General features: G+C 74.2%; 20 protein-coding genes. 9 read left to right on the top strand and 11 right to left on the bottom strand.

Features of this window, described 5'->3' with window-relative positions; translation table 11 throughout:
* Window positions 1–35 precede the first annotated feature (35 nt).
* On the top strand, window positions 36–977 hold the full coding sequence (locus tag ACFY0X_RS09525; protein WP_387751202.1) for an ATP-binding cassette domain-containing protein: 942 nt from the start codon (window positions 36–38) through the stop codon (window positions 975–977).
* Here ACFY0X_RS09525 and ACFY0X_RS09520 read toward each other — a convergent pair whose 3' ends face one another.
* The 3 genes from ACFY0X_RS09520 to ACFY0X_RS09510 all read right to left on the bottom strand — a co-directional run bounded on the left by ACFY0X_RS09520 (window position 978) and on the right by ACFY0X_RS09510 (window position 4,964).
* Entirely contained in the window at window positions 978–1,946 is a 969-nt protein-coding gene (locus tag ACFY0X_RS09520; RefSeq protein WP_387751200.1) for a Gfo/Idh/MocA family protein, read from the bottom strand. It lies immediately after the preceding gene.
* A 52-nt stretch (window positions 1,947–1,998) separates the two neighbouring features.
* A complete protein-coding gene (locus ACFY0X_RS09515) occupies window positions 1,999–4,635 on the bottom strand; it encodes a hypothetical protein (RefSeq protein ID WP_387751198.1) in 2,637 nt (878 codons plus the stop codon).
* 134 nt (window positions 4,636–4,769) lie between these two features.
* The gene (locus tag ACFY0X_RS09510) at window positions 4,770–4,964 is read right to left on the bottom strand and encodes a hypothetical protein (RefSeq protein WP_387751195.1); all 195 of its coding nucleotides are present in this window, start codon (window positions 4,962–4,964) and stop codon (window positions 4,770–4,772) included.
* Between the two features lie 238 nt (window positions 4,965–5,202).
* Here ACFY0X_RS09510 and ACFY0X_RS09505 point away from each other — a divergent pair, with 238 nt between their 5' ends.
* The 3 genes from ACFY0X_RS09505 to ACFY0X_RS09495 all read left to right on the top strand — a co-directional run bounded on the left by ACFY0X_RS09505 (window position 5,203) and on the right by ACFY0X_RS09495 (window position 7,165).
* Window positions 5,203–5,562 carry a hypothetical protein gene (locus ACFY0X_RS09505; protein ID WP_387751192.1) on the top strand — a complete coding sequence of 120 codons (360 nt, stop codon included), beginning with the start codon at window positions 5,203–5,205 and terminating at the stop codon, window positions 5,560–5,562.
* A gap of 133 nt (window positions 5,563–5,695) precedes the next feature.
* Window positions 5,696–6,550, top strand: a complete 855-nt coding sequence (locus ACFY0X_RS09500; RefSeq protein ID WP_387751189.1) for an alpha/beta fold hydrolase — start codon at window positions 5,696–5,698, stop codon at window positions 6,548–6,550.
* A gap of 186 nt (window positions 6,551–6,736) precedes the next feature.
* Window positions 6,737–7,165 carry a hypothetical protein gene (locus ACFY0X_RS09495; RefSeq protein ID WP_387751186.1) on the top strand — a complete coding sequence of 143 codons (429 nt, stop codon included), beginning with the start codon at window positions 6,737–6,739 and terminating at the stop codon, window positions 7,163–7,165.
* A 196-nt stretch (window positions 7,166–7,361) separates the two neighbouring features.
* Here the strand turns inward: ACFY0X_RS09495 and ACFY0X_RS09490 are convergent, their stop codons facing one another.
* The 3 genes from ACFY0X_RS09490 to ACFY0X_RS09480 all read right to left on the bottom strand — a co-directional run bounded on the left by ACFY0X_RS09490 (window position 7,362) and on the right by ACFY0X_RS09480 (window position 10,511).
* Complete coding sequence (locus tag ACFY0X_RS09490) at window positions 7,362–8,975, bottom strand: tannase/feruloyl esterase family alpha/beta hydrolase (protein WP_387751183.1); 1,614 nt, start codon at window positions 8,973–8,975, stop codon at window positions 7,362–7,364.
* A gap of 197 nt (window positions 8,976–9,172) precedes the next feature.
* The gene (locus ACFY0X_RS09485) at window positions 9,173–9,841 is read right to left on the bottom strand and encodes a cytochrome b/b6 domain-containing protein (protein ID WP_387751181.1); all 669 of its coding nucleotides are present in this window, start codon (window positions 9,839–9,841) and stop codon (window positions 9,173–9,175) included.
* Window positions 9,789–10,511, bottom strand: a complete 723-nt coding sequence (locus ACFY0X_RS09480; protein WP_387751178.1) for a molybdopterin-dependent oxidoreductase — start codon at window positions 10,509–10,511, stop codon at window positions 9,789–9,791. The genes ACFY0X_RS09485 and ACFY0X_RS09480 overlap by 53 nt, the downstream gene beginning before the upstream one ends.
* Window positions 10,512–11,021: 510 nt before the next feature.
* Between ACFY0X_RS09480 and abc-f the strand changes: the two genes are divergently transcribed.
* The 3 genes from abc-f to ACFY0X_RS09465 all read left to right on the top strand — a co-directional run bounded on the left by abc-f (window position 11,022) and on the right by ACFY0X_RS09465 (window position 15,053).
* Window positions 11,022–12,656, top strand: a complete 1,635-nt coding sequence (gene abc-f, locus ACFY0X_RS09475) for a ribosomal protection-like ABC-F family protein (protein ID WP_387751175.1) — start codon at window positions 11,022–11,024, stop codon at window positions 12,654–12,656.
* 79 nt (window positions 12,657–12,735) lie between these two features.
* A complete protein-coding gene (locus ACFY0X_RS09470; RefSeq protein WP_387751173.1) occupies window positions 12,736–14,469 on the top strand; it encodes an ABC-F family ATP-binding cassette domain-containing protein in 1,734 nt (577 codons plus the stop codon).
* Window positions 14,470–14,489: 20 nt separating this feature from the next.
* Window positions 14,490–15,053 carry a CGNR zinc finger domain-containing protein gene (locus tag ACFY0X_RS09465; protein WP_387751170.1) on the top strand — a complete coding sequence of 188 codons (564 nt, stop codon included), beginning with the start codon at window positions 14,490–14,492 and terminating at the stop codon, window positions 15,051–15,053.
* A gap of 366 nt (window positions 15,054–15,419) precedes the next feature.
* On the opposite strand, the gene ACFY0X_RS09460 is transcribed toward ACFY0X_RS09465, so the two are convergent.
* The gene (locus ACFY0X_RS09460) at window positions 15,420–15,848 is read right to left on the bottom strand and encodes an Ohr family peroxiredoxin (RefSeq protein ID WP_387751168.1); all 429 of its coding nucleotides are present in this window, start codon (window positions 15,846–15,848) and stop codon (window positions 15,420–15,422) included.
* A 340-nt stretch (window positions 15,849–16,188) separates the two neighbouring features.
* Between ACFY0X_RS09460 and ACFY0X_RS09455 the strand changes: the two genes are divergently transcribed.
* Window positions 16,189–19,332 carry a BTAD domain-containing putative transcriptional regulator gene (locus ACFY0X_RS09455; protein ID WP_387751165.1) on the top strand — a complete coding sequence of 1,048 codons (3,144 nt, stop codon included), beginning with the start codon at window positions 16,189–16,191 and terminating at the stop codon, window positions 19,330–19,332.
* 91 nt (window positions 19,333–19,423) lie between these two features.
* Window positions 19,424–19,588 carry a hypothetical protein gene (locus tag ACFY0X_RS09450; protein WP_387751162.1) on the top strand — a complete coding sequence of 55 codons (165 nt, stop codon included), beginning with the start codon at window positions 19,424–19,426 and terminating at the stop codon, window positions 19,586–19,588.
* A gap of 29 nt (window positions 19,589–19,617) precedes the next feature.
* On the opposite strand, the gene ACFY0X_RS09445 is transcribed toward ACFY0X_RS09450, so the two are convergent.
* The 4 genes from ACFY0X_RS09445 to ACFY0X_RS09430 form a co-directional block, all read right to left on the bottom strand.
* Window positions 19,618–20,631 carry a helix-turn-helix domain-containing protein gene (locus ACFY0X_RS09445; RefSeq protein ID WP_387751159.1) on the bottom strand — a complete coding sequence of 338 codons (1,014 nt, stop codon included), beginning with the start codon at window positions 20,629–20,631 and terminating at the stop codon, window positions 19,618–19,620.
* 92 nt (window positions 20,632–20,723) lie between these two features.
* Window positions 20,724–21,737, bottom strand: a complete 1,014-nt coding sequence (locus tag ACFY0X_RS09440) for an alpha/beta hydrolase (RefSeq protein WP_387751157.1) — start codon at window positions 21,735–21,737, stop codon at window positions 20,724–20,726.
* A gap of 113 nt (window positions 21,738–21,850) precedes the next feature.
* Entirely contained in the window at window positions 21,851–22,822 is a 972-nt protein-coding gene (locus ACFY0X_RS09435) for a helix-turn-helix domain-containing protein (RefSeq protein WP_387751154.1), read from the bottom strand.
* 151 nt (window positions 22,823–22,973) lie between these two features.
* Window positions 22,974–25,703, bottom strand: coding sequence for an AAA family ATPase (locus ACFY0X_RS09430; protein WP_387751151.1), 2,730 nt, complete (start codon window positions 25,701–25,703; stop codon window positions 22,974–22,976).
* Between the last annotated feature and the right edge of the window lie 9 nt (window positions 25,704–25,712).

The following is a 25,712-nucleotide window of genomic DNA, read 5'->3' as shown; positions in this document are numbered from 1 at the left end:
TCCCTCCCCTCCACGCCACCGACCGGGAGCCCCACATGGACATGGCCATCCGCGCCGAGGGCCTGCACAAGCGCCACCGGGACGTCGTGGCGGTCGCGGACATCCACCTCGACGTCCGGACCGGCACCGTCCTCGGCCTGCTCGGCCCGAACGGCGCCGGCAAGACGACCACCGTGCAGATCCTCACCACGCTGGTCACCCCGGACGGCGGCCACGCCGAGGTGGCCGGCTACGACGTCGTCCGCCAACCGCAGGAGGTCCGGCGCCGGATCGGCCTGGCCGGCCAGTACACCGCCGTGGACGAGGTCCTCACCGGCCGCGAGAACCTCGTCCTGCTCGGCACCCTGCTCCACCTCGGCCGCCGCGAGGCCCGCCGCCGCGCCGACGAACTCCTGGAGCGCTTCCGCCTGTCGGAAGCCGCCGACCGCCCCGCCCGCGCCTACTCCGGCGGCATGCGCCGCCGCCTCGACCTCGCCAGCTGCCTGATCACCGCGCCCCCGGTGCTCTTCCTCGACGAACCCACCACCGGCCTCGACCCGGTGAGCCGGATGGAACTCTGGGGCCGGGTCCGCGAACTCGTCGACGCCGGCACCACGGTGCTCCTCACCACCCAGTACCTGGAGGAGGCCGACTACCTGGCCGACCAGATCGTGGTCGTCGACTCCGGCCGCGTCATCGCCGACGGCACCCCCGACGAACTGAAGCGCAAGGTCGGCAGCGAATGGCTGGAGCTGACCGTCCGCTCCCCGGAAGACCTCGCCCCCGCCCTCGCCGCCCTGCGCCCCGCCCTCACCACCGAACCCACCGTCGACCCCCAGAAGGGCCGCCTCTCCATCCCCCTCGACGACGGCCTCAACGACATCGCCACCGTCGCCGCCGTCCTCCGCCGCACCGACATCCCCGTCGCCGACTTCACCATGCGCCGCCCCACCCTCGACGACGTCTTCGCCCACCTCACCGGCCACCCCACGCCCTGACTACTCCGGGTCGGGCACCGCCCGGTGGATCGCGGTGATCCGCTCCGCGGCCTCGAAGCCGATCACCGGATCGGGCCGGCCGGAGAACAGGCTGGCGTAGAGCGGACGGTAGTGGGCGACCTTCCGTTCGGTCCTGCCGTCGTTCCCGAACGCCGCCAGCAACTCGCCGTCCCTGGCGGCGAACCCCGTCATGGCGGTGTGGTCGATCCACACCTCCACGCCGGAGCGGCCGAACGCCAGGCTGCTCTCCTTGCTGCTGGACCCGGTCAGCCAGCTGCTGCGCAGCCGTGCCGTCCCCGCCTCGCCTCGGGAGCGGAAGTCCACCGCGCACCACGCGCTCGCGCCGCTGTCCGTCTGCCGGAAGGACCTGACTCCGACGAGGTCCACGAAGCGGGTGAGCATGCTGAGCTGGTTCACCCCGGAGTCCGTCCAGCTGGAGACGTACGAGGCGAAGGCCTCCGGTCCGCGCAGGACGTACGGGTCGTAGAAGGCCGAGGTGACGGTCGTGACCGGCCCCCAGTCCGGGTGTGCGGCGATCAGGTCCGCCGCCCAGTCGACCTCCGGGGAGAACGCGAAGTGGTGCGCGGTGAACACCCGGCCCCGCACGTCGGACTTCCCGTCCAGCGCGCGCAGCGCGGCGAGGGAGGCGCGGTCGTGGACGAGCGGCTTCTCCACCAGGATCCTGGCCGTGGAGCGCAGCAGTGCTGTGGTCAGCAGCTCGGCGTGGGTCTCCGTCGGGGTGGCGAGGACCAGCAGGTCCGGCCGGTGTCCGTCGAGCGCCTCGCCCAGCCCGCCGTAGTGCGGCGGCCGCCCGCCCCGGAACTCCACTGGCTCCACCGGCCCGGGGTCGACCGTGAACTCCAGTTCCACGTCAGGCCGTTCGGCGAGGACGGTGAGGTGGGTGGCGGCGATGACGCCGATCCCCACCAGCCCGACACGTACCGGTTCGACGCGCTCCCGCTGGGTCATGGTCCCTCTTCCCCTCGTCCGTACCGGCCCCGCGCACCGGGGCGCCGATGTCTCATCCTCGCGCGGCGACCTCCGCCCAGCGGCCCAACGACTCGGCCGGCCCGTCCACCCACTCGACCGTCGGGTCGTGCTCCGCGGCCTTCGGGACGCCGTCGATCCAGCTGGTCACGATCGGGACCCAGTAGGTGTTGCCGCCCGACCTGCGGGTTCGCGCGTCGAGTTCGGCCCGGGTGCGGCGAGCGCCGTCCCGGTCCTCGCCGAGCACCCCGATCAGGACCTGGGCCACGTCGGCCAGGTTGTGGCCGCCGCGGTAGCCGATGCCGTCGGCGAGCTGCCGGGTGCTCCTGACCGCCTCCACAGCGGCCCCGTCCTCGCCGGCCACCGCGTGCGCGACCGCCTCGGCCGAGCGGATCTTGACCAGTTCGACCGGGTTGGGCACCAGATCGAGCAGGTCCCTCGCCCGGGCCGCCGCGTCCGCGACCACCGCCGTGTCGCCGGCCCAGCAAGCGGTCTGCGCGAGATTGGCCAGCGCCTTCGCCTCCGCGGCGGCGAGGTCCTCCCGCCGGGCCAGGTCGATCGCCTCGGTGTACACGGCGGTCGCCTCGTCGAAACGGGCGTTCACCCGCCAGATGTGCCCGATCAGCCGCAGGCGTTCGCCCTCCTCCTCCGGGCCACTGCTGCGCTGCTCCCGGAGCGAGCCCAGCGCCGTGCCGAACCGTCCGTTGAGGTAGTCGTAGTCGCAGAGCCAGTACCGGGCCGCCGCGTCGAACTCGCCGCCGACCAGGCCGCAGTAGATCTCCGCGGCCTCGGTGTAGTCGCCGTGGTTGCGCAGCGCGTGGGCGAGGTGGATCCGGAGCAGCTGCGCCGTCGAGCTGCCCTGCCGCACGCCCTCCGCGGCGCCGCCGAGCAGTTCGATCGCCTCCGCGGCGCGGCCCGTACGGCGCAGCTGGACGCCGCGTATGGCGGCGAGCACGGCCCGGTACTCCGGCGTTGCGGCCCGGTCGGCGGCGAGCCCGGCGCCCAGCTCCGTCCACTGCCCGGCCTCGACGAGGCGCTGGGTGGCACGGGCCATCCAGTCCTCGAAGACGCCGTACGCCGCCGAGAGCCTGAGTCCGGATCCGAGCGCCTGGGCGACGGCGACCCGGCCGGCGGACGGCCCGATGCGCCGGCCCAGCCAGGTGAGCAGCCGGGCCGCGACCTCGCTGCGGTCCCGGTCGGACCAGCCGTCCGGGAGCGTCCGGTCCGCCTCGCCGATGGCACGGCGCAGCGCCGCGTGCAGGGCGTAGGGCAGGGCGTAGGCGTCGTCGTGGGTCAGGAACGGCCGGCGCAGGAAGCGTGCCACGCTGCCGTCGGAGACGTGGGGCTGTCCCGCCCGCAGCAGCTCCGCCCCGACCCGTTCGGTGAGCGCCGCGGTCCGGACCAGGTCGCGCTCCTCCCGGGGCAGGTCGCGGATCGACCGGGTGGCCACCGCCGTGAACGTGCCGCCGAAGTCGGCCGGTGACGGCTGCCCGCCGCGGGCGAGGAGGGCGGCGAAGTGCGAGACCGAGAGGTCCAGGTACAGCGGCAGCCCCTGGCCGCCCGCGATGATGCGCCGGCGGACCTCGGCGGGCATGACCGGCTCGCCGTCCCGGGTGAGCGCCTCGCTGAGGTAGCTGTCGGCGTCGGAGTCCGAGAGGTAGCCCACGAGGTGCTGGCGGGGTTCGACGGTGTCGTTGCTGTAGTGCAGGTTGGGCCAGCACTGCGGGCCGGTGAAGTCCAGCTCGCCGCCCGCGCCCGCGTCGGCCCAGTCGACCCGGTTGCGGCCGGTGATCACGAACAGCACGTTCGGCATCAGGTACGCGCACCGCTGGATCAGTCGCTCCACCGTCCGGTCGGCACGGCCGTTGACCATCTCGAAGGTGTCGAGGAACACGCACACGGTGGGCCGCCGGGCGGGCCGGCCCCGGGGCGGCAGCCGCTCCAGGTCCCAGGCCAGCAGGTACGGGAAGTAGGAGAGCGTCTCGTAGTCGGCGTCGGCCTCGACCAGTTCGGCGAACAGCTCGCAGTCGGCCAGCAGGCGCCCCTCGCGGACCCGGTCCCGGACGGCGCGGTAGGTGGCGAGGGCCGCCCGGTGCGCCAGTCCGGCCAGGCCGCCGAGGCCACCGGGGTCGACCTCCTGCACGGTCTGGGTGATCTGGTCGCCGAGGCCGATGTTCCGGGAGGCCCGGCGCAGGGCCGGCGAGGCGTCGAGGAAGTCCTGGAGGGCCTCGCCGGGGTGGGCCCGGGCCCAGTACGAGGCGAGCGCCAGGTCGAAGGCCTGCCAGCGGCTGCCCAGCTGCCCCAGGCCGGCCCGCAGGCGCAGCAGCAGGCCCTCGATGTCGCGGGCGCCGTCCTCGGCGAGGTCGACGCGGACGGCCACCACGTCGTCGCGTTCCTCGGCCGCGGCGTCCGCGAGGAGCCGGCGCTCCAGCTCGTGGGAGAGCGTCGACTTGCCTATCCCGCCGACCCCGTAGAGCGTCAGGACGTTCCGGCGGCCCTGTGCCCGGTCCACGACCGGCGAGACCTCCGCCTCGTCGAGCGTGCGTGCCAGGCACTCCACCGACCACTCGAAGGCTGCCACTTCGTCGACCCGGTTGGTGAAGACCTGTTGCGCCGTGACGGTGGACGACAGCCCGCTCATGAACGCGGCCCGCAGGTTCACCCGTGCCATCCCGCCTCCTCCTCCGCGGCGCCCCGGGGCCACGCGTTCGCATCGGCCCGGGGACGTGGCCTGACATACTGTCAGCCCTCCGCGAGGTCCCACAAGGCGCGTCCGGCGCGCCGGACGGGCGCGGGCCGTCGGGGCTACAGGCCCAGGTCGACGGCCAGGCAGGAGTAGAAGTTCCAGGCGCGCTCGGGGTCGTAGGCGGTGTTCGCCGCGCCGCCGGGGCCGGTGGCCGACTGTTCGGTCATGTCCTCGAAGCGGATGCGCTCGGGGAGGCTGCCGTAGCGGGCGTGGCGCGACTCGGCGGCGGGGTCGCCCGCGGGCTGGTTGCTCATGGCCACTCTCCTGATCGGCGGTCACGGATGACGGTTTCAGGGTGCGATCCAAATTGTCACCTGTCAAGCCGGTGATGATGGAGATGGAGACACACCTGGCGGCGCACACGCGTTTGGCTGGATCGGCACTCCCAGGCGCTTTGTTGAAGATGCAAGGATCTGCCTCCCGGCCAGGGCCCGGCGACGGGTCGCGGGTCGGCTTTTCCGGCAGTTCCGCCACACGAAAGCAGGTGGTCGCATGTTCACATCCCAGGCGAGGCTCCGCGGCGCGGTCACGGCCGCGGCCATGGCCGCCGCCCTGGTCGCACTCGGCGCCGGGGCGGCCGGCGCCGCCGGCTGGCCGCCGCTGGAGCCGGGCGCGCGGCTCTATTCCGCGGCCGACGGAAAGGGGGCGGTGACCACCGTCGACCTCGCCGACCTGGGCACGTGCCACGCGCTGGCGGCGCCCGTCCGCTCGGTGCAGGTCGCCGACGGGGCGGCGTCGGTGGTGCTGTACGCCGACGCCGGGTGCGGCGACGCCCGGGCGTGGGCCACCGGGTCGCTGGCGCAGTCCAACCTGCCACTGGCAGCTCTGAGCTACCGGGTGGTCCCGGCGTAGCGACACCCCGCAGAGCGTTGATCGTCACCGCCTTGACAGGTGATGGACGGGGGCGGCATTCTCATCACCTGTCAGGGCGGTGACGGCATCGGTGATGCCGCCCGCCCACGCCGAAATCCGGGAGGGATCTGTCGTGGTGAGCATCAAGGGTGGACGCGGGCGGCCGGCGGCGAGCGCGGTCTCGGCGCTCACGGCGGGCCTGGCGCTCGGCGCCTTCGCCCTCGCCGGCACCGCCGACGGCGCGACCGCGGCCGAGGCCTTCGCGAACGGCCGGACCAGGGCGACCGTCGTCCTGGAGCACGGCGCCTTCGCCGACGGCTCCAGCTGGAACGGCGTCGTCGCCGCGCTGCGCGCCGACGGCTACCCGGTGGTCGCCGCCGCGAACCCGCTGCGCGGACCCGCCTCCGACGCCGCCGCGCTGCGCACCGTCCTGGACCACGTCAAGGGCCCCAAGATCCTGGCCGGCCACTCCTACGGCGGCAACGTCATCAGCCAGGCCGCCACCGACGACCCCGAGGTCAAGGCCCTCGTCTACGTGGCCGCCTTCCTGCCGGCCCCGGGCGAGAGCGCCCTCGAACTGACGAACAGGTACCCGGGCTCGACGCTGCCCGACGCCCTGGACCCGGTCGACTACCGGCAGGCCGACGGCAGCACCGCCACCGACCTGTACATCCGCCAGGACACGTTCCGCCACCAGTTCGCCGCCGACGTCCCCGCCGGCCAGGCCGCCCAGATGGCCGCCGGGCAGCGCCCCGTCGCCCAGGCCGCCCTGACGGAGAAGGCGACCTCCGCCGCCTGGCTGACCAAGCCCAGCTGGGCCGTCGTCACCACCCGCGACCTCAACATCCCGGCCGCGGCGCAGCGCTTCATGGCCGAGCGCGCCCACGCCGAGACCACCGAGGTCGCCGCCTCCCACTCGGTCGCCGTCTCGCACCCCCGGCTCGTCGCGGACGTCATCGAGCGGGCCGCCCGCGCCACCGCCCACTGACGGACCGCTGCCGGTCCGCCCCGCGCGCCCCTTCTCGCCCGGTGCCGCCATGTCGGCGGCGCCGGGCGCCGGCATGCCCGGGCCGGCGGGCCCCATTTCACCGTCACCACCTTGACCGGTGACGTAGCTTCATGAAAACCTACCGTCACCTATCAGAACAGTTACTTCCCGATGAGGACACCCACCATGGCAGTCGTACGGTTCCAGCTCCTCTCCACGCTCGGCACGGAGGACGTCCTGGCGGTGCTGACCGACTTCACCCCCGCCCGCGCCGAGACCTGGCCGACGATCGACGCCGAGCACTTCGAGGTCCACGCGCTCGGCGACACCTGGGCCGAGGTCACCGAGGGAACCGCCGCCGCCTGGGAGCGCGCCCACTACGAGTGGAAGCCGGGCGGCGACACCGTCACCGTCACCACCCTCGACTCCAAGCTCTTCGGCCCCGGCGGCGGCTGGGTGTTCCGGATGACCCCCGAGGGCGACGGCACCCTGGTCGACGTCCGGCTGACCCGGCAGCCGACCACCCTCAAGGGCCGGATGCTCGCCGCGCTGCTCCCCGTCGCCGCTCCCCCGGCCCTGCGCAAGTCCTTCGCGGGGCCGCTGCGGACCAGGTGAGACCCGCCACAGGACGGAAGGGGCCGACAGCACCGGCTGTCGGCCCCTTCGCCGTGCCCGGGCAACGCCCTCCGCGAGGCGGCGTGCCGGCGCGTGACGAAGGGCCGCGTGCCGGCGCGTGACGACGAGACCGACGCGGAAAGGCCCGGCCCGCGCCGTCGGGCGCGGGCCGGGCCGGGTCGGCACCGGGCGGGGATCAGTGCCGGGAGGGGAGGACGCAGCGGAAGCTAGCGGCGGCGGCCGGGTCCCCGTGGCCCCGGTAGCGGGACACCTCGGGGTAGCGGCAGACGTCACGCTCGACGCTGCGCCCGGAGGCGTCGATCAGCGTGGCGGGCAGCGTCCGCGGCGCCCTGCCCTGCTCGACCCAGGCCGTCAGGGCGGCGAGGTCGTCGACCGTGCCGGCGCCCTTGTTGAGGCCGCAGTGGGCCGCACCCGGGACGAGGAAGAGGCGGTAGAAGTCGTCCACGCGCTTGGTGCCGCCCATCTTCCGCTCGACCTGCCGCCGGTAGTCGACGGTGCCCTGGGTGGGGATGAACTGGTCGGCCTGGCCGTGCCAGGTCAGCAGCTTGCCGCCGGAGTCGCGGAAGGCGGACAGATCGGGGTCGTCGGTGCCGATGATCCGGTCGTACTCGGCCTGGGACTGCTCGAACAGACGGGTGAACTGGTCGTAGGTGATCGTCGAGACGTCGAACGACGGCTGCTTCTTCAGCCAGGTCGTCACCCAGAGCCGGGGCACCGGGAACGGCGTGCCCTTCACCTGGCCGTTCGCGTCCCGCTCGGTGCCGGCCAGCCCCGCCAGGTCGGCGCCGACCGGGACGCCGGACCACAGCTTCCGGCCCGACGCGGTGCGCGGACCGTCCCAGATCCTGCGCACCACGGCGGCGTCCGCGGCCGTGATGGTCAGCTCCTTCCCGTCGCAGACCACCGTGGTGCCGATCAGCCGACGCGGGTCGAAGTCGCACCGCGACGCGTCGGCGACCAGGTTGTCCCTGGCCCCGTCGAGCGGGTCGCAGGCCGCGACGGCGGCGTCGGTGAAGGCCTTGAACTCGCAGGCGGACGGGTAGGTCCGCTCGTTGTTCATGACCACCTGCGGCCACAGGGTGGCGACCTCGAACTCGTCCCAGTTGACGGCGGGCGCGTCGGCCAGGATGCCGTCGAAGTCGTCGGGGTGGCGCTGGGCCTCCAGGTAGCCCTGGCGCCCTCCGGTGGAGCACCCGTTGAAGTACGAGTAGGAGGCCGGTCGGCCGAAGTGCGCCGCCACCACCTGCTTGCCGACGAGTGCCGCCTCGTGCTGGGAGCGGGACGCGAGGTTCTCCAGCAGCGCGGTGTCGACCTCGCCCTTCGCGTTCAGCGCCCAGCCGATGTCGACGGCGTCGGCGAGCCCGCCGTCGGTGGTCGTCGCGGCGTACCCGTTCCTGACCGCCGTGCCCATCCCGACGCCGTTGTCCCCGGCCGCGAAGGCGCTCCCGCCGAGCGCCTGGAAACGGCCGTTCCAGCCGCTGACGGGCAGCCAGGTCCGCACCTTCGCGTGGTCGTCGTCACCGGGGTGGGTGAGGGTGACCACCACCTCGCAGAACGCGGGGACACCGGTGACGGTGCCGCCCACCACCCCTGTCCCGTCGATCGTGCCGCCCGCCCGGCGGTCCGCCGTCACGGACTCCACCGCCGTGCCGGCGGGGGCCCGCACGGCCGGCGCGGAACAGCCGGACGCCGCGGGCGCGGAGCCGTACGGCGTCTCCGCCGTCGCCGCCGGCAGGTTCACCGCGGCCAGCGCGGCGCCGGTCGCGAGCACGGTCAGGAATTTCTTCATGGGTGTCCCGTCCAAGGAAGTACGTGGGTGTGCGCCCGGCCGCGCGGGCACGTGTGTCCGGCGGCCGGGCAGGGTGGTCGAAAGCGGTGTGGCGAAGAAGGTGTGGCGAAGAAGGTTCGGCGAAGCAGGTGCGGCGAAGAAGGTGCCGCGAAGGAGTCGCGGCAAGGAAGAGGAAGGTGAGAGCCGGCCGTACGGGCTCAGGCGTCCGTCCGGTCCCCGGGCAGCCACCGGGAGTGGTGCCGCGCCGCCCAGGAGCGGCTGACGTACCCGGTGCGCATCCCGCGCCGCGCCTCCGGGTCCTGGAGCGCCTTGCGCAGGTGGCCGAGGACCACGAACGCGATCGCCCAGGCCAGGACGTCGTGGACGAAGATCGCGCTGGTGCGGGAGACGAACGGCAGCAGGTGGGTGAACCACATCAGCAGGCCCGTCGACGCCATCACCAGTACCGCGCCGGCGATCCAGCCCGCGTAGAGCTTCTGCCCGGCGTTGAACTTGCCCGCGGGCCGCGCCTCGGGCCCGGCCCGGCGCCGGCGGACGGCCCGCAGCCACTCCCGGTCGTACGGCGCGAAGCGGTTGAGCCGGCGCAGGTCCGCCCGGAACTCGGCGGAGAACAGTCCGAGCAGGAGCGGCAGCGGCAGCAGCACGCCCGACCACTCGTGGACGGTGGCCACCAGGTGGCGCCGCCCGACGAGTTGGGCCAGCGGCCCCAGGTAGAGGCAGGCCGCGGCGGCCAGGCAGAGCAGCATCAGGACGCCGGTGGCCCGGTGGACCAGGCGTTCCGCGGTGCTGAACCGCCGTACCCGGCCCCGGTGTTCAGGCCGCTTCGCCGCGCCGGTCGGCGCCGTCGAGCCAACCGTCGATGTCATAGCCGCGCTCCTCCCAGTAGCCGGGGACGACCCTGTCGGTGACCTCGATGCCGGACAGCCACTTGGCCGACTTGTAGAAGTACATGGGCGCCACGTAGAGGCGGACCGGCCCGCCGTGCGCGTGGGTGATGGGCTGGTCCTGCATGTTCAGCGCCACCAGGACGTCCGAGCGGCGGGCCTGTTCCAGGGTGAGGCTCTCGGTGTACTCGCCGTCGAAGCAGGTGAAGCGGACGGCTGCGCCCGGGGAGCGCACTCCGGCGGCGTCGAGGAGGTCCGCCAGCCGCACCCCCTCGAAGGGCGTCCGGTCCACCCGCCAGCCGTCCGTGCACAGCACGTCGTGGACCACCCGGGTCTGCGGCAGCGCGCGCAGTTCCGGCAGGGTGTAGATCGTCTGACGCTCCACCAGCCCGCCGACGCGCAGCTCGTAGTTCGTCTCGTCCTTGTGCGGCACCGAGCCGACGACGCTGTAGTACCGGAAGCCGCCGGGGTTGGGCAGCAGGCCGGTCAGGCCGGTCGCGTCACGCTCGGAGGCGGCGGCCAGGAACCCCTCCCAGCCGCGCTGGAGGTACGGCGCCGCGGCGATCCCCGCGACGCCCGCGCCGAGCATGCCGAGCACCGCTCGCCGCCCCACCGGGGCGCCCTCGGCCCTCCGCTTCGGTCTTCCCGCCATGGTCAGTGCGCTCCTTCGGGGTGGCGACGGTCCCGGCGGGCGGCCGCTCTCCGGCCGCCCGGTCGCGGGCGGGTCCACACGTGTGGCCTCGGTCGAGCGCCTCGACTCCGTCACCTGTTCAACAGGTGACGATGCTGGCACGGCCGCGCTCGGCCTGTCAACGGGAGCGCCGACGGGCCGGCGACGGCTGGCCGCGGAGCAGGAGCCCAGACGAAAGCGGGTGCGGTGAAGGGCAGTTGCCGGCCGACGCCCCCGGCGGCGCCCACCTGCCGACCGATCGACCACCCCCCGGCCCCTGCTACAGTGGATGTGACCTGTAGTCGTGTGATCGAGGAGTGGCAGACGTGGCGGGTGACGACGACATCTCCGGGTGAGATCCGGATCTGACGGCCACCGGCCGGTGCTTCAGGAGCGCCGCCGAGGTGGTCCGTTTCGTCGACCCTTTTTTCCCACACGTCTGCCCAGGGCAGAGGTCCGTCTCCCTGCCCTCATTCCCTTCGAGGTCATCCCATGTCCGACGCTGCCGTCGTCTGCTCGAACGTCTCCTTCGCCTGGCCCGACGACACCCCGGTCTTCCACGACCTGTCCTTCACCGTGCCCGCCGGCCGCACCGGCCTGGTCGCCCCCAACGGCGCCGGCAAGAGCACCCTGCTCAAGCTGATCGCCGGCGAACTCAAGCCCGCCACCGGCTCGGTGACGGTCACCGGACGGCTCGGCCACCTCCGCCAGAGCCTGCCGCTGACCTCCGACCTCACCGTCGCCGAGGTGCTCGACGTCGCCGGGATCATCCGGGCCATCGACGCCGTGGAGTCCGGCGACGTCGACGAACGGCACTTCACCACCATCGGCGACGACTGGGACATCGAGGAGCGCACCCGCGCCCAGCTCGACCGCCTCGGCCTGACCGACCTCACCCTGGACCGCGGCCTGAGCACGCTCAGCGGCGGCCAGATCGTCTCCCTCGGCCTCGCCGCCCAACTGCTCAGGCGCCCCGACGTCCTGCTGCTCGACGAGCCCACCAACAACCTCGACGTGGAAGCCCGGCACAAGCTCTACGACGTGCTCGCGGACTTCAACGGCTGCCTGCTGCTGGTCAGCCACGACCGCGCACTGCTCGACCGGATGCAGCACATCGCCGAACTCGGCAACGGTGAACTTCGCTTCTACGGCGGCAACTTCACCGCCTACGAGGAGGCCGTTCGGGCCGAGCAGGAGGTCGCCGAGAAGAACGTCCGCAACGCCGAGCAGGAGCTGAAGCGCGAGAAGCGCGAGATGCAGCAGGCCCGCGAACGCGCCGAGCGCCGCCAGAGCAACGCCGCCCGCAACCTCAAGAGCGCCGGCCTGCCCCGCATCTTCGCCGGGAACATGAAGCGCGGCGCCCAGGAGTCCGCCGGCCGGGCCGGCCAGATGCACGCGGCCCGGGTCACCGAGGCCAAGGCCCGGCTGGACGAGGCCGGCCGCGCCCTGCGCGAGGAGCAGCGCCTCTCCCTGGAGCTGCCCGACACCCAGGTCCCCGCCGGGCGCAACCTCTTCCTCGGCGAGGGCCTGCAGGTCCGCCACGCCGGCCGGCCGGTGTTCGCCGACGGCGGCGTCGACCTGAGCGTGCGCGGCCCCGAGCGCATCGCGCTGACCGGGCCCAACGGCGCGGGCAAGAGCACCCTGCTGCGCCTGGTCACCGGCGAACTCACCCCGGACGCCGGGGAGATCAGGCGCAACGACGGGCGGATCGCCTACCTCTCGCAGCGGCTGGACCTGCTGGACCTCGACCGCACCGTGGCGGAGAACTTCGCCGCCTTCGCGCCCGAGCGGCCCGAGACCGAGCGGATGAACCTGCTCGCCCGCTTCCTCTTCCGCGGCGCCCGGGCCCACCTGCCGGTCGGGGTGCTCTCCGGCGGCGAGCGGCTGCGCGCCACGCTGGCCTGCGTGCTGTGCGCGGAGCCCGCCCCGCACCTGCTGCTCCTGGACGAGCCGACCAACAACCTCGACCTGGTCAGCGCCGGCCAGCTGGAGAGCGCCCTGAACTCCTACCAGGGCGCCTTCCTGGTGGTCAGTCACGACGAGCGCTTCCTCGCGGAGATCGGGGTGAACCGCTGGCTCCGGCTGGCCGACGGCACGCTGAAGGAGACCGGGGCTCCCGCGGTGTGATCCGCCGGCGTTCGGCCCGGGCCGCGAGCGCGGTCCGGGCCCCGGCAGGCCCACCACCCCTCACCTCGGAAGGCTCCCCGTGCTCCAGCACGCCCTGCTCGCCCACGACCTCGTCCGCGTCCTCGGCGGCCGACGCGTCCTCGACGGCGTCGGCCTGACCGCCGCCCCCGGCCACCGGATCGGCCTGATCGGGGAGAACGGCGCCGGCAAGTCCACCCTGCTGCGGGTGCTCGCCGGCGTGGACGAACCCGACGCGGGAAGCGTCTCGCGCCCCGCGGACCTCGGCTTCCTGCTCCAGGAGATGCCGTTCGAGGCCGGTGCCACCGTCGCCGCCGTCCTGGACGACGCGCTGCGCGAGGCCCGTGAGGACCTCGCGGAACTGGACCGGCTCGGCGCGGAGATCGCCCGGCTCCCGGAGTCCGACCCGGGCCACCCGGAACTCCTGGACGCCTACGGCCGGCGGCTGGAACAGGCCCGGGACCGGGAGTCCTGGGACGCCGACCGGCGAGCGGCCCTGGTCCTCGACGGGCTGGGCCTCGGCGCGCTCGGCCACGACCGCGCGCTCGGCTCGCTGTCCGGCGGGCAGCGCGGCCGGCTGGCCCTCGCCGCGCTGCTCGTCCGGCGGCCGTCCGCGCTGCTGCTGGACGAGCCGACCAACCACCTCGACGACGGCGCCGCCGCCTTCCTGGAGGAACAGTTGCGCGCACTGCCCGGCACCGTGGTGGTGGCCACCCACGACCGGGCGTTCCTCGACGCCGTCTGCACCCACCTGGTCGACCTCGACCCGGCGGTGGACGGGCCGGTCCGCTACGGCGGCAACTACAGCGCCTACCTGGGCGAGCGGCGCGCGGAACGGGAGCGCTGGGAGCGGCGGTACGCCGAGGAGCAGCAGGAGTTGGCGCGGCTGCGGCACACCGCCGGGGTGACCGCGCACCTGGTCGCGCCGGACCGGGGACCGCGCGACAACGAGAAGATGGGCTACGGCCACCGGGCGGGCCGGGTGCAGAACCAGGTCTCCCGCCGGGTGCGCAACGCCACCCGGCGGCTGGAGGAGCTGGAGCGCGCACAGGTCCCCGAGCCGCCGCGCCCGCTGCGGTTCGCCGTCGAGGCCCTGGCGACGGACGTCGACGTGCTGGCGACGGACGTCGACGCACTGGCGGCGGACGCCGACGCGCCGGCGGCGGACGCCGACGCCTCGGCCGTGGACCCCGGGGGGAACCCGCGCCCCCTGGTGTCACTCCGGAACGTCCGGGTGCCCGGCCGCCTCGCCCTGGACACCCTGGAGCTGGCGGCCACCGACCGGCTGCTGGTCACGGGCGGCAACGGGACGGGCAAGTCGACGCTGCTCGCCGTACTCGCCGGGCTCCTCCCCGCCGAGGGCACGGTGCACCGGCACCCCGGGCTGACGGTCGGACTGCTCACCCAGGACACCGTGTTCGACCGGCCCGACCGCACCGCCCGCGACACCTACGCGCTGGCGCTGGGCGCGGCGCGGGCCGAGCGGGTGCCGCTCGGGTCGCTCGGCCTGCTGCACCCGGCGGACCTGGACAAGCCCGTCGGCCGGCTGTCCGTCGGGCAGCGCCGACGGCTCGCGCTGGCCCTGCTGGTGGCCGACCCGCCCCGGCTCCTGCTGCTCGACGAGCCCACCAACCACCTCTCCCCGCGTCTCTGCGACGAACTGGAGGAAGCCCTCGGCACCGGCCCCGGCGCGATCGTCCTCGCGAGCCACGACCGCTGGCTGCGCCGCCGCTGGCAGGGCCGCGAGCTGCGGCTGGAGCCGGCCGGGGCCGCGCGTCATTGCTCCCCCGGGTAGTCACCTGTCAGCATGGTGATGTGAACCTCGACCATGTCTTCGTCTGCGGGCACCCGGCCCTGGACTTCGCGGCCACGCTCCGCGCACGGCGCACCGTGCGGTTCGAGATGTTCGTGACGCCGGAACGCCTGAACGCCTGGTACCTGGACTGCGAGCTCGTGGACACGATCACGCCCGGCGACGAGCACGGCCTCCGCGAGGCGAAGACCGTCCGCGAGGCCGTCTACCGGCTCGTCACCGACCGCCGGCTCGGCGAGGCCTTCGACCGGGAGGCCCTCGCCGTGCTGAACGCGGCCGCGCGCAAGCCGCCCGTGACGCCGCAGCTCACCACGACGGGGCGGCGCAACGCGGCGACCCCCGGGCAGGCATTGGCGACCGTCGCGCGCCAGGCGGTCGAACTCCTCGGCGGCCCGGACGTCCCGCTGATGAAGGAGTGCGGCAACCCGGAGTGCACCCGGGTCTACATCGACCGCTCCCGGGGCCTGCGCCGCCAGTGGTGCGGCATGGAGTCCTGCGGCAACAGGATCAAGGCCGCCGCCTACCGCGCGCGCAGGAGGACCCCGCCCGCCTCGGCCGCGCGATAGCTCGCCGCCAAGGGGCGCGTCCGGCGCCGGACGCAGCACCACTCTCCGTCCTGGACACCCTGGTGCGGCCGGGCCGGGACAGCGACGGCTGACCGGTCCCGCCCTCAGGCGAAGAACGAGGCCGCCGGACCGTACCCCAGCCGCAGGACGGCCTCCGCCCAGCCCCACAGCTGCGCGCCGTCCGGCCAGGGCCGCTGCTCCGCGCCGGTGGAACACCGGTCAGGGGTGTGACGGCGACACCCGGCCGCCCGCGGACACGTGTGCGCCGAGGTTGCCATGTCCTGCCTCGCTCTCGAATCGGGGGGGTGGGCGGGTCCCGTGCCGGACGGGGGGCAGGCACGGGACCCGCCGCCTGGGAGGGGTGGATCAGGCGGCGACGCCGGCGTGGATGACGACCGGGATGTTGTCGCGCGTGGCCTTGGAGTACGGGCAGATCCGGTGCGCGGCGCGGGCCAGCTCCTCGGCGGTGGCCTGGTCCACGCCGCCGAGCACGGGGCTCAGGACCGCGGAGAGCGAGAACTCGCCGTCGTCGCCGTGGGTCAGCGTGATCTCCGCCGTGATGGAGGTGCTGGTCAGCCGGACCCCGCGGTCGCCGGCCGCCCGGCGGAGCGCCCCGAGGAAGCAGGCGGCCCACCCGGCCGCGAGCAGCTGCTCCGGATTGGTCGCGGTGCCGGCGCCACCGAACTCCTTCGGAACGGCGAGACCGGTCTCCAGCAGACCGTCGGAGGAACGGACCCGGCCGCCGTTGCGGCCCTCCCCGTCGACGTCGACGACGGCGGTGTAGCTGACTGCCATGACTGGTGCTCCCCATCTGGATCGGATCGGTGTCCGGCCGCTCCCTGCGATGCGCACAAATCCTCTGCGCCATCACCTGTTCAGCCGGTGACGCAATGATGGCAACCCATTCCGTCACCCGTCAAGCAGGTGACGAGATCTCATCGAGGGGCTAGCACAGGGCGGGCGGAAGGATAAAGAACATGCCAAAGGTGAACCGGCCGGAGGCTCGGACGTGCTATGGCCGACGGGCCGCGCACGTGCCATGCTCTCCAAGGCGACGGACGGGACAGACCGGCGGGGGTACACCGTGGAGTTCCATGTTCTGGGGACAGTCGAACTCTCCGTCGGTGGAAGGCCGGTGACCCTCCGGACCAACAAACTGCGCTGCCTGGCGGCGGCACTCGCACTCGACGTCGGCCGGCCCGTACCGGTCGACACCCTGATCTCCCGGCTCTGGGGAACCGAGCCTCCCGCCAAGGCCCGGGCAGCCGCGCACTCGTACATCTCCCGGCTGCGCACCGCGCTCCGGCTGGCCCAGCACGCGGACGGCGACGCGCCGCCCGCGGTGATCAACCGCAGCGCGCACGCCTACACCCTGGCCACCGATCCGCAGCGGGTCGACTGGGCACGGTACGTCCGACTCGGCCGACGCGCGCGGTCGCTCGCCGACGCGGGCCACGACCGCCAGGCACTCGAAGTCCTCCGGCAGGCGGACGACACCTGGCGGGGCGAGCCCCTCGCCGGCCTCCCCGGCCAGTGGGCGCAGGCCGCCAGGAGCACCATGCGCGACCAGTGGCTCGCCACCACACTCATCCGCTTCGAAGTCGAGCTCAGACTCGGGCACTTCGCCGATCTGGTGCCCGAACTGTCCGCGCTGGCGGAACAGCGCCCGACCGACGAGCGGGTGGCGGGCCACCTGGTCACCGCGCTGTACGGCTGCGACCGCTTCGCCGACGCGCTGGAGGTGCTCCGGCGGACCCGGCGGTTACTGCGCGAGTACCTCGGCACCGAACCCGGGGACCAGCTCAGACTCCTTCAGCAGCGCGTCCTCCGCCGTGCCCCGATCGGCGGGATCCTGACCCGTCCGGCGGGTGCCGCCGCCCCCGCCGCCCCGACCGCCGCCGCGCCGCCCCCTCCCCCGCCCGCCACGGCCGACCGCGGCCCCGCGCGCAGCAACTACCTCCCCGTGCTGCACCGGCTGGTGGGCCGCGACGCGGAACTCCGGCGCCTCCTCTCAGCGTCCACGGGCGGCTACATCGGAGCGGTCTCCGGCATGGCCGGCACCGGGAAGACCCGCCTCGTCGTCACCGCGGCGCACCTCCTCCAGGACCGCTACCCGGACGGCCAGTACTACGTCGACCTCCGCGCGAACGGCGGCGCCCAACAGCCCCTGGAGACCGGGACGGTGGCGACGCTGCTGCTCAGGCAGTTCGGGATCCCGGCCACCTCGATCCCGACCGACCGGGAGGAGCTGTCGGCCCGGTGCCGCGGCCTGCTCGCCGAACGCCGGGCCGTGGTCGTGCTGGACGACGCCCGGGGGCCCGAGCAGATCCGTCCCCTGCTCCCGGCCGACCCGGCCTCCTTCGTGCTCGTCACCAGTCGGCACCGACTGGTCGAACTCCCGTGCAGCCCGATCTTCCTGGACGTCATGACGCCCGAGGACGCGGTGGAGCTCTTCACCATGCTGGTCGGCAAGGAACGGGCCGACGACGCCGCAGGAGCCGAGGCCCTCGTCGAGCTGTGCGGTCGGCTCCCGCTCGCCATCGACCTGGCGGCGAGCCGGTTGAAGGCCCACCCCACCTGGTCCCTGGAGCACTTCCTCCGGCGGCTGTCCCGCAGGAGCGGCCGGCTGGACGAACTCCGCCACGGGCTGGAGAGTGTGGCCCTGGCCTTCGACGTCTCCTACCGGTCGCTTCCGCGCCCGCAGCAGGAGGCGTTCCGCCTGCTCGGTCTGCACCCCGCTCCCGACTTCGGCCCCGACACCGCCGCGGCCCTGGTCGGCCGGCCGCTGCGGGAGACCGATCGGATCCTGGAGAGCCTGCACGACCTGCACATGCTCCAGGAGAACTCGCCGGAACGGTACGGCCTGCACGACCTCCTGCGCGAGTTCGCCGTCGATCTCGTCACGGCCGAGGAACGGCGGCAGGCGGTCCGAAGACTCGTCGACTTCGCCTTGCGGGCGGCCGATCGAGCCGACCGCAGCCTCAATCCCCGACGCTTCCGACTGGCCGTTCCCGAACTGCCGCGACACGCCCCCGTGGACGCCCTGCTGGACGGACTCGACTGGCCCGACGACCGGGCGATCAGGGGGTGGCTGGGCGCGGAACTCCCCGGGCTGGTCGCCGTGGAGGCCCACGCCCGGACCAACGGCCTGGCCGAGGAGGCCGCATGGCTCGCCCACGCCCTCACCGACCACCTGGAGTCCGAGGGACTGTGGCGCGAGGCCGACGGGATGCACCGGGCCGCGGCCGACCACTTCCACGCCCGAGGCGAGGACCTGGCCGAGAGCCACGCCCTCCTGGCGCTGGCCTCGGTCCGGATCCGCACCGCCCGGTACACCCTCGCCGAGCCGGCCGCGGAGGGCGCCCTCGCCATCGCCCGGACAGCGGGCGACGCCGGGTGCACGGCGGAGGCGCTGGAGCGGCTCGCGAAGATCCGTTGGAACCAGAGCGACCTGACGGCCGCGCTGTCGATCCAGCGCGAGGTCGTGGAGATACACCGGCAGGCGGGGGACGAAGGGAACAGAATCCGCTGCCTGAACAATCTCGGCGCGGTTCTCGTCTATGTCGGCGACCATCAGGCAGCACTGGAATCGTTCACCGAAGCCTTACCCCTGGCCGAATCCATGGGTGATGCGCGCCTCCGGCTCCTGATTCTCGGAAATATCGGCGGCATACACCTCAGCACCAGGAATCCGAATGCCGCGCGCGACGCGTTCGAGCAGATCCTGACCATCGGGGAAAACATCCTCTCACCGAATGATCTGGCGATCGTCCGCATGAACCTCGCGGAGTCCTTGCCGCTCCCCGCCGACGCCGACCGCGCCACGGAGCTCATCCGGTCCGCGTTCCGCACCTTCCGCCAGACCGGAAACCGGCAGCTGGAGACCAGTGCCGGCAACGGGCTGGGAAACGTGCACCTGGAGACCGGGCGCTACGAGGACGCCCTGGACCAGTACGCGCGCGCCCTCGAACTGGCCCGGTCGATCGGCGCCCAGCGCGAGGCCGCCGGTGCGCTGCGCGGACTGGGCCGGGCCGAGCACGCCCTCGGCCGGTCGTCCGACGCGCTCGGCCACCTCCAGCAGGCCGTAGAACTCTCCCGGCAGATCGAGGCGACGGAGGAGGAGGCCCACGCCTGCGAGGCGCTGGCCGAAGCGCAGCTCAGGGCCGGACACCTGGAGGCGGCCCGGACGACACTTCAGCGCGCTGTCGAGCTCTCGGAGTCGGCCAACCTGTCAGAATCGAAAGAGATGCGCAACCTTCGCAAAGAGCTTGATCAATAGTCGAACATAAATCGCCAGGCTGGCCTGAAGTCAACGCTCATGCCATTATTCCTGTGATCACCCGCCCAAACGATCATCAGGAAAGTATTTCGTGGACAAATTTGCCTTGTACATGGCGGCCGCCCTGGCCGTGGCCCTGCCCGCGCTGACCGTAACCGCGCACGGCAGGCCCGACAAAGCCGAAACGGCGTCGACCACCGAGGCCTGGGTGCCGCTCTGGGCGCTCAAGGCGGCTGCCGCGGACCCCACCGCCTGAACCGGGTCCGCGGCAGCCCGTCACCCGGTTCACACCGCGACGCCGTACCCGGCCGACAGGCCCGGCACCCCCACGGCTCCCGGCGTCGGCCCCTGGCCCGCGCCGGCCTGCCACCCGCGCGGGGACACCCCGTAGGCGGCGCGGAACGCCCGGCTGAAGTGACTGGCGCTCACGAAGCCCCAGCGTCCGGCGATCGCCGCCACGCTCACCTGGCCCGAGGTCCGGCGGGCCAGGTCCCGGCGGGCCATGTCCAGCCGCTGGCGCTGGATCCAGCGGGCCACCGTCACCCCCTCGAAGCGGAACAGCTTGTGCAGGTAGCGCACCGACACGTGGTGGGCCGCCGCGATCCGCTCGGGCGAGAGGTCCGGGTCCCCCAGGTGCCGCAGGATGTGGTCCTTCACCCGGGCCAAGGTGGCGAGCGCGACCTCGGGCGCCTCCGGGACGGACCGGCCGCGGCGCTCGTGGGCGAGCACCGCGAGCAGGTCGAGCGCCGTGGCGGCGAGCCAGGAGGCCAGCTGCGGCTCCATCGTGTCGGCGGACCGGGAGAGGCACTCCAGGTAGGCGGCGACCAGCCGGGCGGTGCCCCCGCCGGCGTCGAAGGCCGTCGCGGTCAGCACCCGCAGGTCCTCCTCGGAGACACCCCCGGCCGACCGCGGCCAGTGGAAGGCCGTGAGGACGAAGGGCTCCGGCAGCTCCTTGACGAACGGCCGCCCGGCGTCGGAGATCGCGAAGGTGCCCGGGCGCAGCTCCACCCGGTGGCCGTCCTGGAGCAGCCGGGCGGTACCGCAGTGCTGGAGCCCCAGGGTGAGGTGGTCCTCTCCCCCGCGGGCGATCAGCCCCGCGGTGCGCTCGACCCGCTGGGGGCCGGCCTGCACCAGGGAGACCCGGGTGGCGCCCAGGCCGTGGCTGGTGATCGTCGCGGGCGCGGGCACGCTCTCCAGCAGCGTCACGTCCAGCGGGACGAAGGTGCGGGAGACGGCCCGGTGCCAGTACTCGGCGCGGTCGGCGGGCGGTACCAGGGCGGAGTCGAAGACGACGGGCATCGGTACTCCTCGTACGGCTGTCGGCCGGACCGGCCGGTCCGGTGTCGCGGTGTCGGGTGGGCACGGGCCCGCGTCGGGACGGTGCGAGAGGGTCACCAGGAGCGTCCGTGCAGGGCGACGTGCACGGTGTCGACGGCCTGGATCAGCGCGGCCCGGGCGGTACTGGTGGGGCAGTCCGCGGCGAGCAGGAGGAAGCCGTGGACGGCGCCCTGGTAGCGCATCGCCACCACCGGGACCCCGGCCGCGCGGAGCCTGGCCGCGTACGCCTCGCCCTCGTCCCGCAGCACGTCGGCCTCGGCGGTGACCACCAGGGCCGGCGGCAGCCCGGCGAGTTGGTCCAGGGAAGCGCGCAGCGGCGCGGCGGTGGCCTCGGTCCGGCGGTCCGCCTCCGGCAGGTAGTCGTCCCAGAACCGGCGCATGTGGTCGCGGTGCAGGAAGTAGCCGGCCGCGAACCGGTGGTAGGACGGCGTGTCGAAGTCGGCGTCGGTGACCGGGCAGAGCAGCACCTGGTGGACCAGCGGCGCGTCGCCGCGCTCCCGGGCCAGCAGGGTCAGCGCCGCCACCAGGTTGGCCCCGGCGGAGTCGCCGACGGCGGCGATCCGCTCGCCGTCCAGTCCGATCTCGTGGCCGTGCGCGTGGATCCAGCGGGCCACGGCGTGGCACTGCTCGACGGCCACCGGGTAGCGGGCGGCGGGCGCCCGGGCGTAGTCCACGTAGACCACGGCGGCGTCGGTGCCCAGGGCGAACTCCCGGATCAGCCGGGCGTAGCAGGCGGCGTCGCCGAGCGACCAGCCGAGGCCGGGCAGGAACAGCACGACGGGGCTGGGCCCGCCGGCGCCGACCGGCCTGGTGACCTGGACGTGCACCCGTCCGGTCGGGCCGCAGGGCAGGGCGAGCCACTCGGTCGTGGTGCCGTACGGGTCGTCCTGGTCCTGGTGCCCGTCCGGGTCACCAGGCCCGTCGGCGCCGTCCGGAGGGTCGTCCGGGGCGAGGAAGGAGAGGTCCGGCAGTTCCGTCGCGGACCGGCCGGCTCCGGCGTCCAGGAAGTCCTGGAGCGCCCGGTCGAGCACCGGGCGCCGGTCGGGCTGGGGGGTGGGGTCGGACAACTCTTGCTCCTGGCTTCGGTCGGCGGGCACGGTGGTTCCTTGAGTGCCCCGGCCGTGGTGGCCTGCGGGGAGGCCTGATCGTTCCCTGTGGCGGGCGGGCCGTCGGCTCCTCCTCAGCCGGGTTCACCGTGCGGGAGTGAACGCCACTCGCGCGGCGAGACGCCGTACGCGGCGCGGAAGGTCCGGCTGAAGTGCGCAGGGTTGACGAAGCCCCACCGCTGGGCGACGGCCGAGACCGTGGGCGCGGTGCGGCCCCGGCGGGCGAGTTCGCGGGCGCAGGCCTCCAGCCGGAGCTGCTGGACGAGGCGGCTCACCGTCACGCCCTCGCCCTCGAACAGCCGGTGGAGGTAGCGCACCGAGATGTGGTGGGCCTGGGCGATCCGCTCGGGCGACAGGTCCGGTTCGCCCAGGTGGCGGTCGACGTACTCGCGCACCCGCTGGACCAGGTGCACGTTCTGGGCGCCCGGCTCGTCCGTCTCCCGGGCGGGTGCCAGCTGGGCGATGAGCGTGCCGAACAGGTCGGCGACGCTGCCGGCCAGCCGGTCCCCGACCGGCGCGGGGAAGGAGTGCGCGGAGGCGGCGAGGACGCCCAGGAAGGGCAGCAGCACCGGTCCGCACCCCTCGGTGGGCCCGACGGCCGTCGCCGAGGCGTGCCGCAGGTCGCGCTCCGGCACCCCGAGCATCCGGCGCGGCACGTGGAACAGGTGGGTGCGGAACCGCTCGGGGTAGTCGACCGCGTACGGGCGCGCCGTGTCGTACAGCACCAGCCCGCCCGGCGGCACCTCCGCGCGGCGCCCGTCCTGCTCCAGGACGGCCCGGCCGGCCACCTGCAGGCCGACCCCGACCTGCGGCTCGCTGCGCGGGGCGCGCGCGATCAGCGCCGCGGTGCGGGAGAGCCGGGCCGCGTCCGCCTCCAGGGTGGAGATCCGCACGTACCCGAGGCGGTGCGACTCCAGGAGTCCGTCGAAGGGCCGCCCGGTGCGCGGGTGCACCTCCAGCGGTACCAGCGACCGCGACACCGCTCCGCTCCAGAAGGCCGCCCTGTCGCCGTCCGCGACCGACGCCGTCGTCACCCGCACGCCCATCTGACCGTCCTTCCGCCGGAGTCCTGCGCACTCCAGCCTGGACCGCCCGCGCGGCGGGCCGGTAGGTCATCTGACTGTCGTGCCGGGGCGGTACGTCACGGGGCTCGGCGGGGCGACCGGGGCGGACCGGTCGGCCGGGTGTTTCCGCAGGTCAGACGCCATCCAGGGCGTGGGCGAGCGCGGCCCGCGTGGTGATGCCGAGCTTCGGGAAGATCTTGTAGAGGTGGGCCCCGACGGTGCGCGGCGACAGCTGGAGCTGCCGGCCGATCTCCTTGTTGGTCAGACCGGTCGCGGCCAGCCGGGCGATCCGCAGCTCCTGCCCGGTCAGCCCGGACGGGTCGGTGGCCGGCGGCCCGTCCTGGGGCAGGGCCACCGAGTCGCCCGCGGCCCGGAGCTCCTCCTCGCACTGCGCCGCCCAGGGGGTGGCCCGCAGCCGGCGGAACACGTGGTGGGCCGCGCGCAGCGCCTCCCTGGCCCCGGGCCGGTGGCGGCGGCGCAGCCACGCGCCGTGGGCGAGCCGCAGCCGCGCGAGGTCGAACACCCACTGCTCGGCGCCCGGCACGGCGTACGCCGCGCGGTAGGCGGCGTCGGCCTCCTCGTCGTCCGCGGCCAGGGCGGTGGCGGCCGCCCACAGGAAGGCGTGCCGACCGGAGATCTCGGCCGAGCGCGCGGCGGCGCCGGCCGCGAGGTGGGCCCGGGCCTCCTCGTGCCGGCCGGTGTGCACGGCGGCCGTGACCAGGTCGAGGACCAGCGCGTGGTTCCAGGGCGGGCCGCCGGGCAGCCGCCCGGGCGGGGTGAGCTCGCAGAAGTGGGCGTACGCCTCCTCGTAGCGCCGGTGGGCGAGCGCGACCAGTCCGCGCAGATGGGCCAGGCGGTCGAGGACGTACCGCATCCGGGCGCGGGTGGCGGTCGGCCGGACGCTCCGCTCGATCTCCCGCAGCCCGGCCTCGTCCCCCCGGCCGGCCAGGAAGTGGGCGTAGTACTGGCGGAACATCAGGGCGTTGGTGTGGTAGCCGAGCTCGTCCGCGATCTCGGCCTCCCGCAGGCAGACGGCGGCGCGGTCCCAGTGGCCGAGCAGGTAGTCCTGGTGGGCCTTGGCCTTGGCCACCGAACCCTCGATGGCGTAGCCGTGCAGGCCGGCGAAGCGCTGCCAGAGGTCGCCCACCGGGCAGTCGAGCGCCGAGGCGGTCCACAGCAGGAGCCAGGCCGCGCCGACCTCCTGCTCCTCGGTCATGCCCTCGGCCGTCGCCAGCAGGTCGTCGGCCGCGCCCGGGGCCGGGTCGGTCCAGGCCCGCAGGCACAGCCGGCCCGCCTCGGAGACGTTCTCCCGGTGCCGTTCCAGGGCGCGCCAGGCCCAGGGGTCGTCCGTGTAGGTGGCGGCCAGGAGGAGTTTGAAGTACACCTGCTCGACCAGCCCGCCGAAGGTGTCGGCGCCCGGCGCGGTCAGGGTGTCCAGGGCCGCGGGCAGCAGCGCGGCGGAGGACTCGAAGTCGACGTGGTGGCTCTGGTCGGCGTAGACCACCGCGTACGAGAACAGCGGGGCGACGTCCGGCGGGACGGTGCCGGTCCTCAGCTCCTCCACCAGGGCCGCGGTCTGGCGCAGCTGCCCGCCGCGGGCCGACATCACGGCGGCCGCGGTGAGCCGGCGGACGCGGTCGCCGGGGCTGGGGCTGAGGGCGGCGGCGCGTTCGAGCAGCAGCGCGCCCTCCGCCTCGCCGCCCCGGCGGGCGAGGTCGTGGCCGGCCTCCTGGAGGCGGCGCGCGAGGTCGTCGTCGGGCAGCAGCGCGGCGGCGGCCTCGTGGACCAGCCGGCGGGGGTCGTCCGGCGCCAGGGCGTCGGACAGCGCGCGGTGCGCCTCCCGGCGCGCGGTGTCGGAGGCGGCGGAGACGACGGCGGTGCGGACCAGGGGGTGCCGGAACACCAGCTGTCCGGCCGGGTCGAGCCGGGCCAGGCCCTCCGCCTCGATCCGTTCCAGGATCTCCCGCGCGTTCTCGTCCGCGAGGGCGCGGAGCCACTCGGCGCTGCCGGAGTCCGGGCCGGCGGCCAAGGCGCCGAGCAGGAGGATCCGGCCGACCTCCGGGGTCACCGTCCCCAGCCGTTCGGTGAACATCCGCTCCAGCTTGCGCCCCAGCGGCAGCCGCTCGGGCAGTGGAGCGGTGCCCCGCTGCTGGGCGGCCGCCAGCTGGCGCGGCAGCTCCACCAGGGCCAGCGGGTTCCCGGCCGCCTCGGTCAGCACGCGTTCCCTGGCGGGCGCCGCGAGTTCGGGATAGCAGGTGCCCAGCAGGACGGCCGCGTCCTCCTGGGGCAGCGCCGGGACGTCGACGGCCTCGGCCGACCAGGTCTGGACGGCCGGCCCGTCCGGGCGGGTGGCCCCGACGATCACCACCGGCAGCTCGGCGCACCGCCGGTGCAGGAAGGCGAAGACGGTCGCGCTGGACGAGTCGAGCCAGTGCAGGTCGTCCAGGACCAGCAGCACCGGGGCGGTCCGCACCGCCTGTTCCAGCAGGGCGAGGGCGGCGGCGCCGACGGCGAAGCCGCTCGGCGTCCCGGAGCGGACGCCGAAGGCGCTCTCCAGGGCCTCCCGCTGGTGCCCGGACAGCGCGTCGGAACGCTGGAGCAGCGACCAGAAGGCCTGGTGGAGGGCGCCGAACGCGAGGTCCGTCTCGGCCTCGGTGCCGACCGCGCGCAGGACGGTGAACCCGCGTTCGCGCGCCGCCCGCTCCACCCAGGCCACCAGGGTGCTCTTGCCGACCCCGGCGTCCCCGTGCAGCAGGACGGTGGAACCGCTGGCGCCGTCCACGGCCTGGACCAGCGCCGCGGTCAGCAGCTCCGTCTGCCGCTGCCGACCGACCAGGATCGGGAACCGCCTGTCCTCCGCCACTGCTTCTCT

This window comes from Kitasatospora sp. NPDC001547 (assembly GCF_042894165.1).
Classification (GTDB): Bacteria; Actinomycetota; Actinomycetes; order Streptomycetales; family Streptomycetaceae; genus Kitasatospora.
The sequence above is the reverse complement of the archived record's forward strand: the minus strand, read 5'-3'. Positions and strand labels throughout refer to the sequence as shown.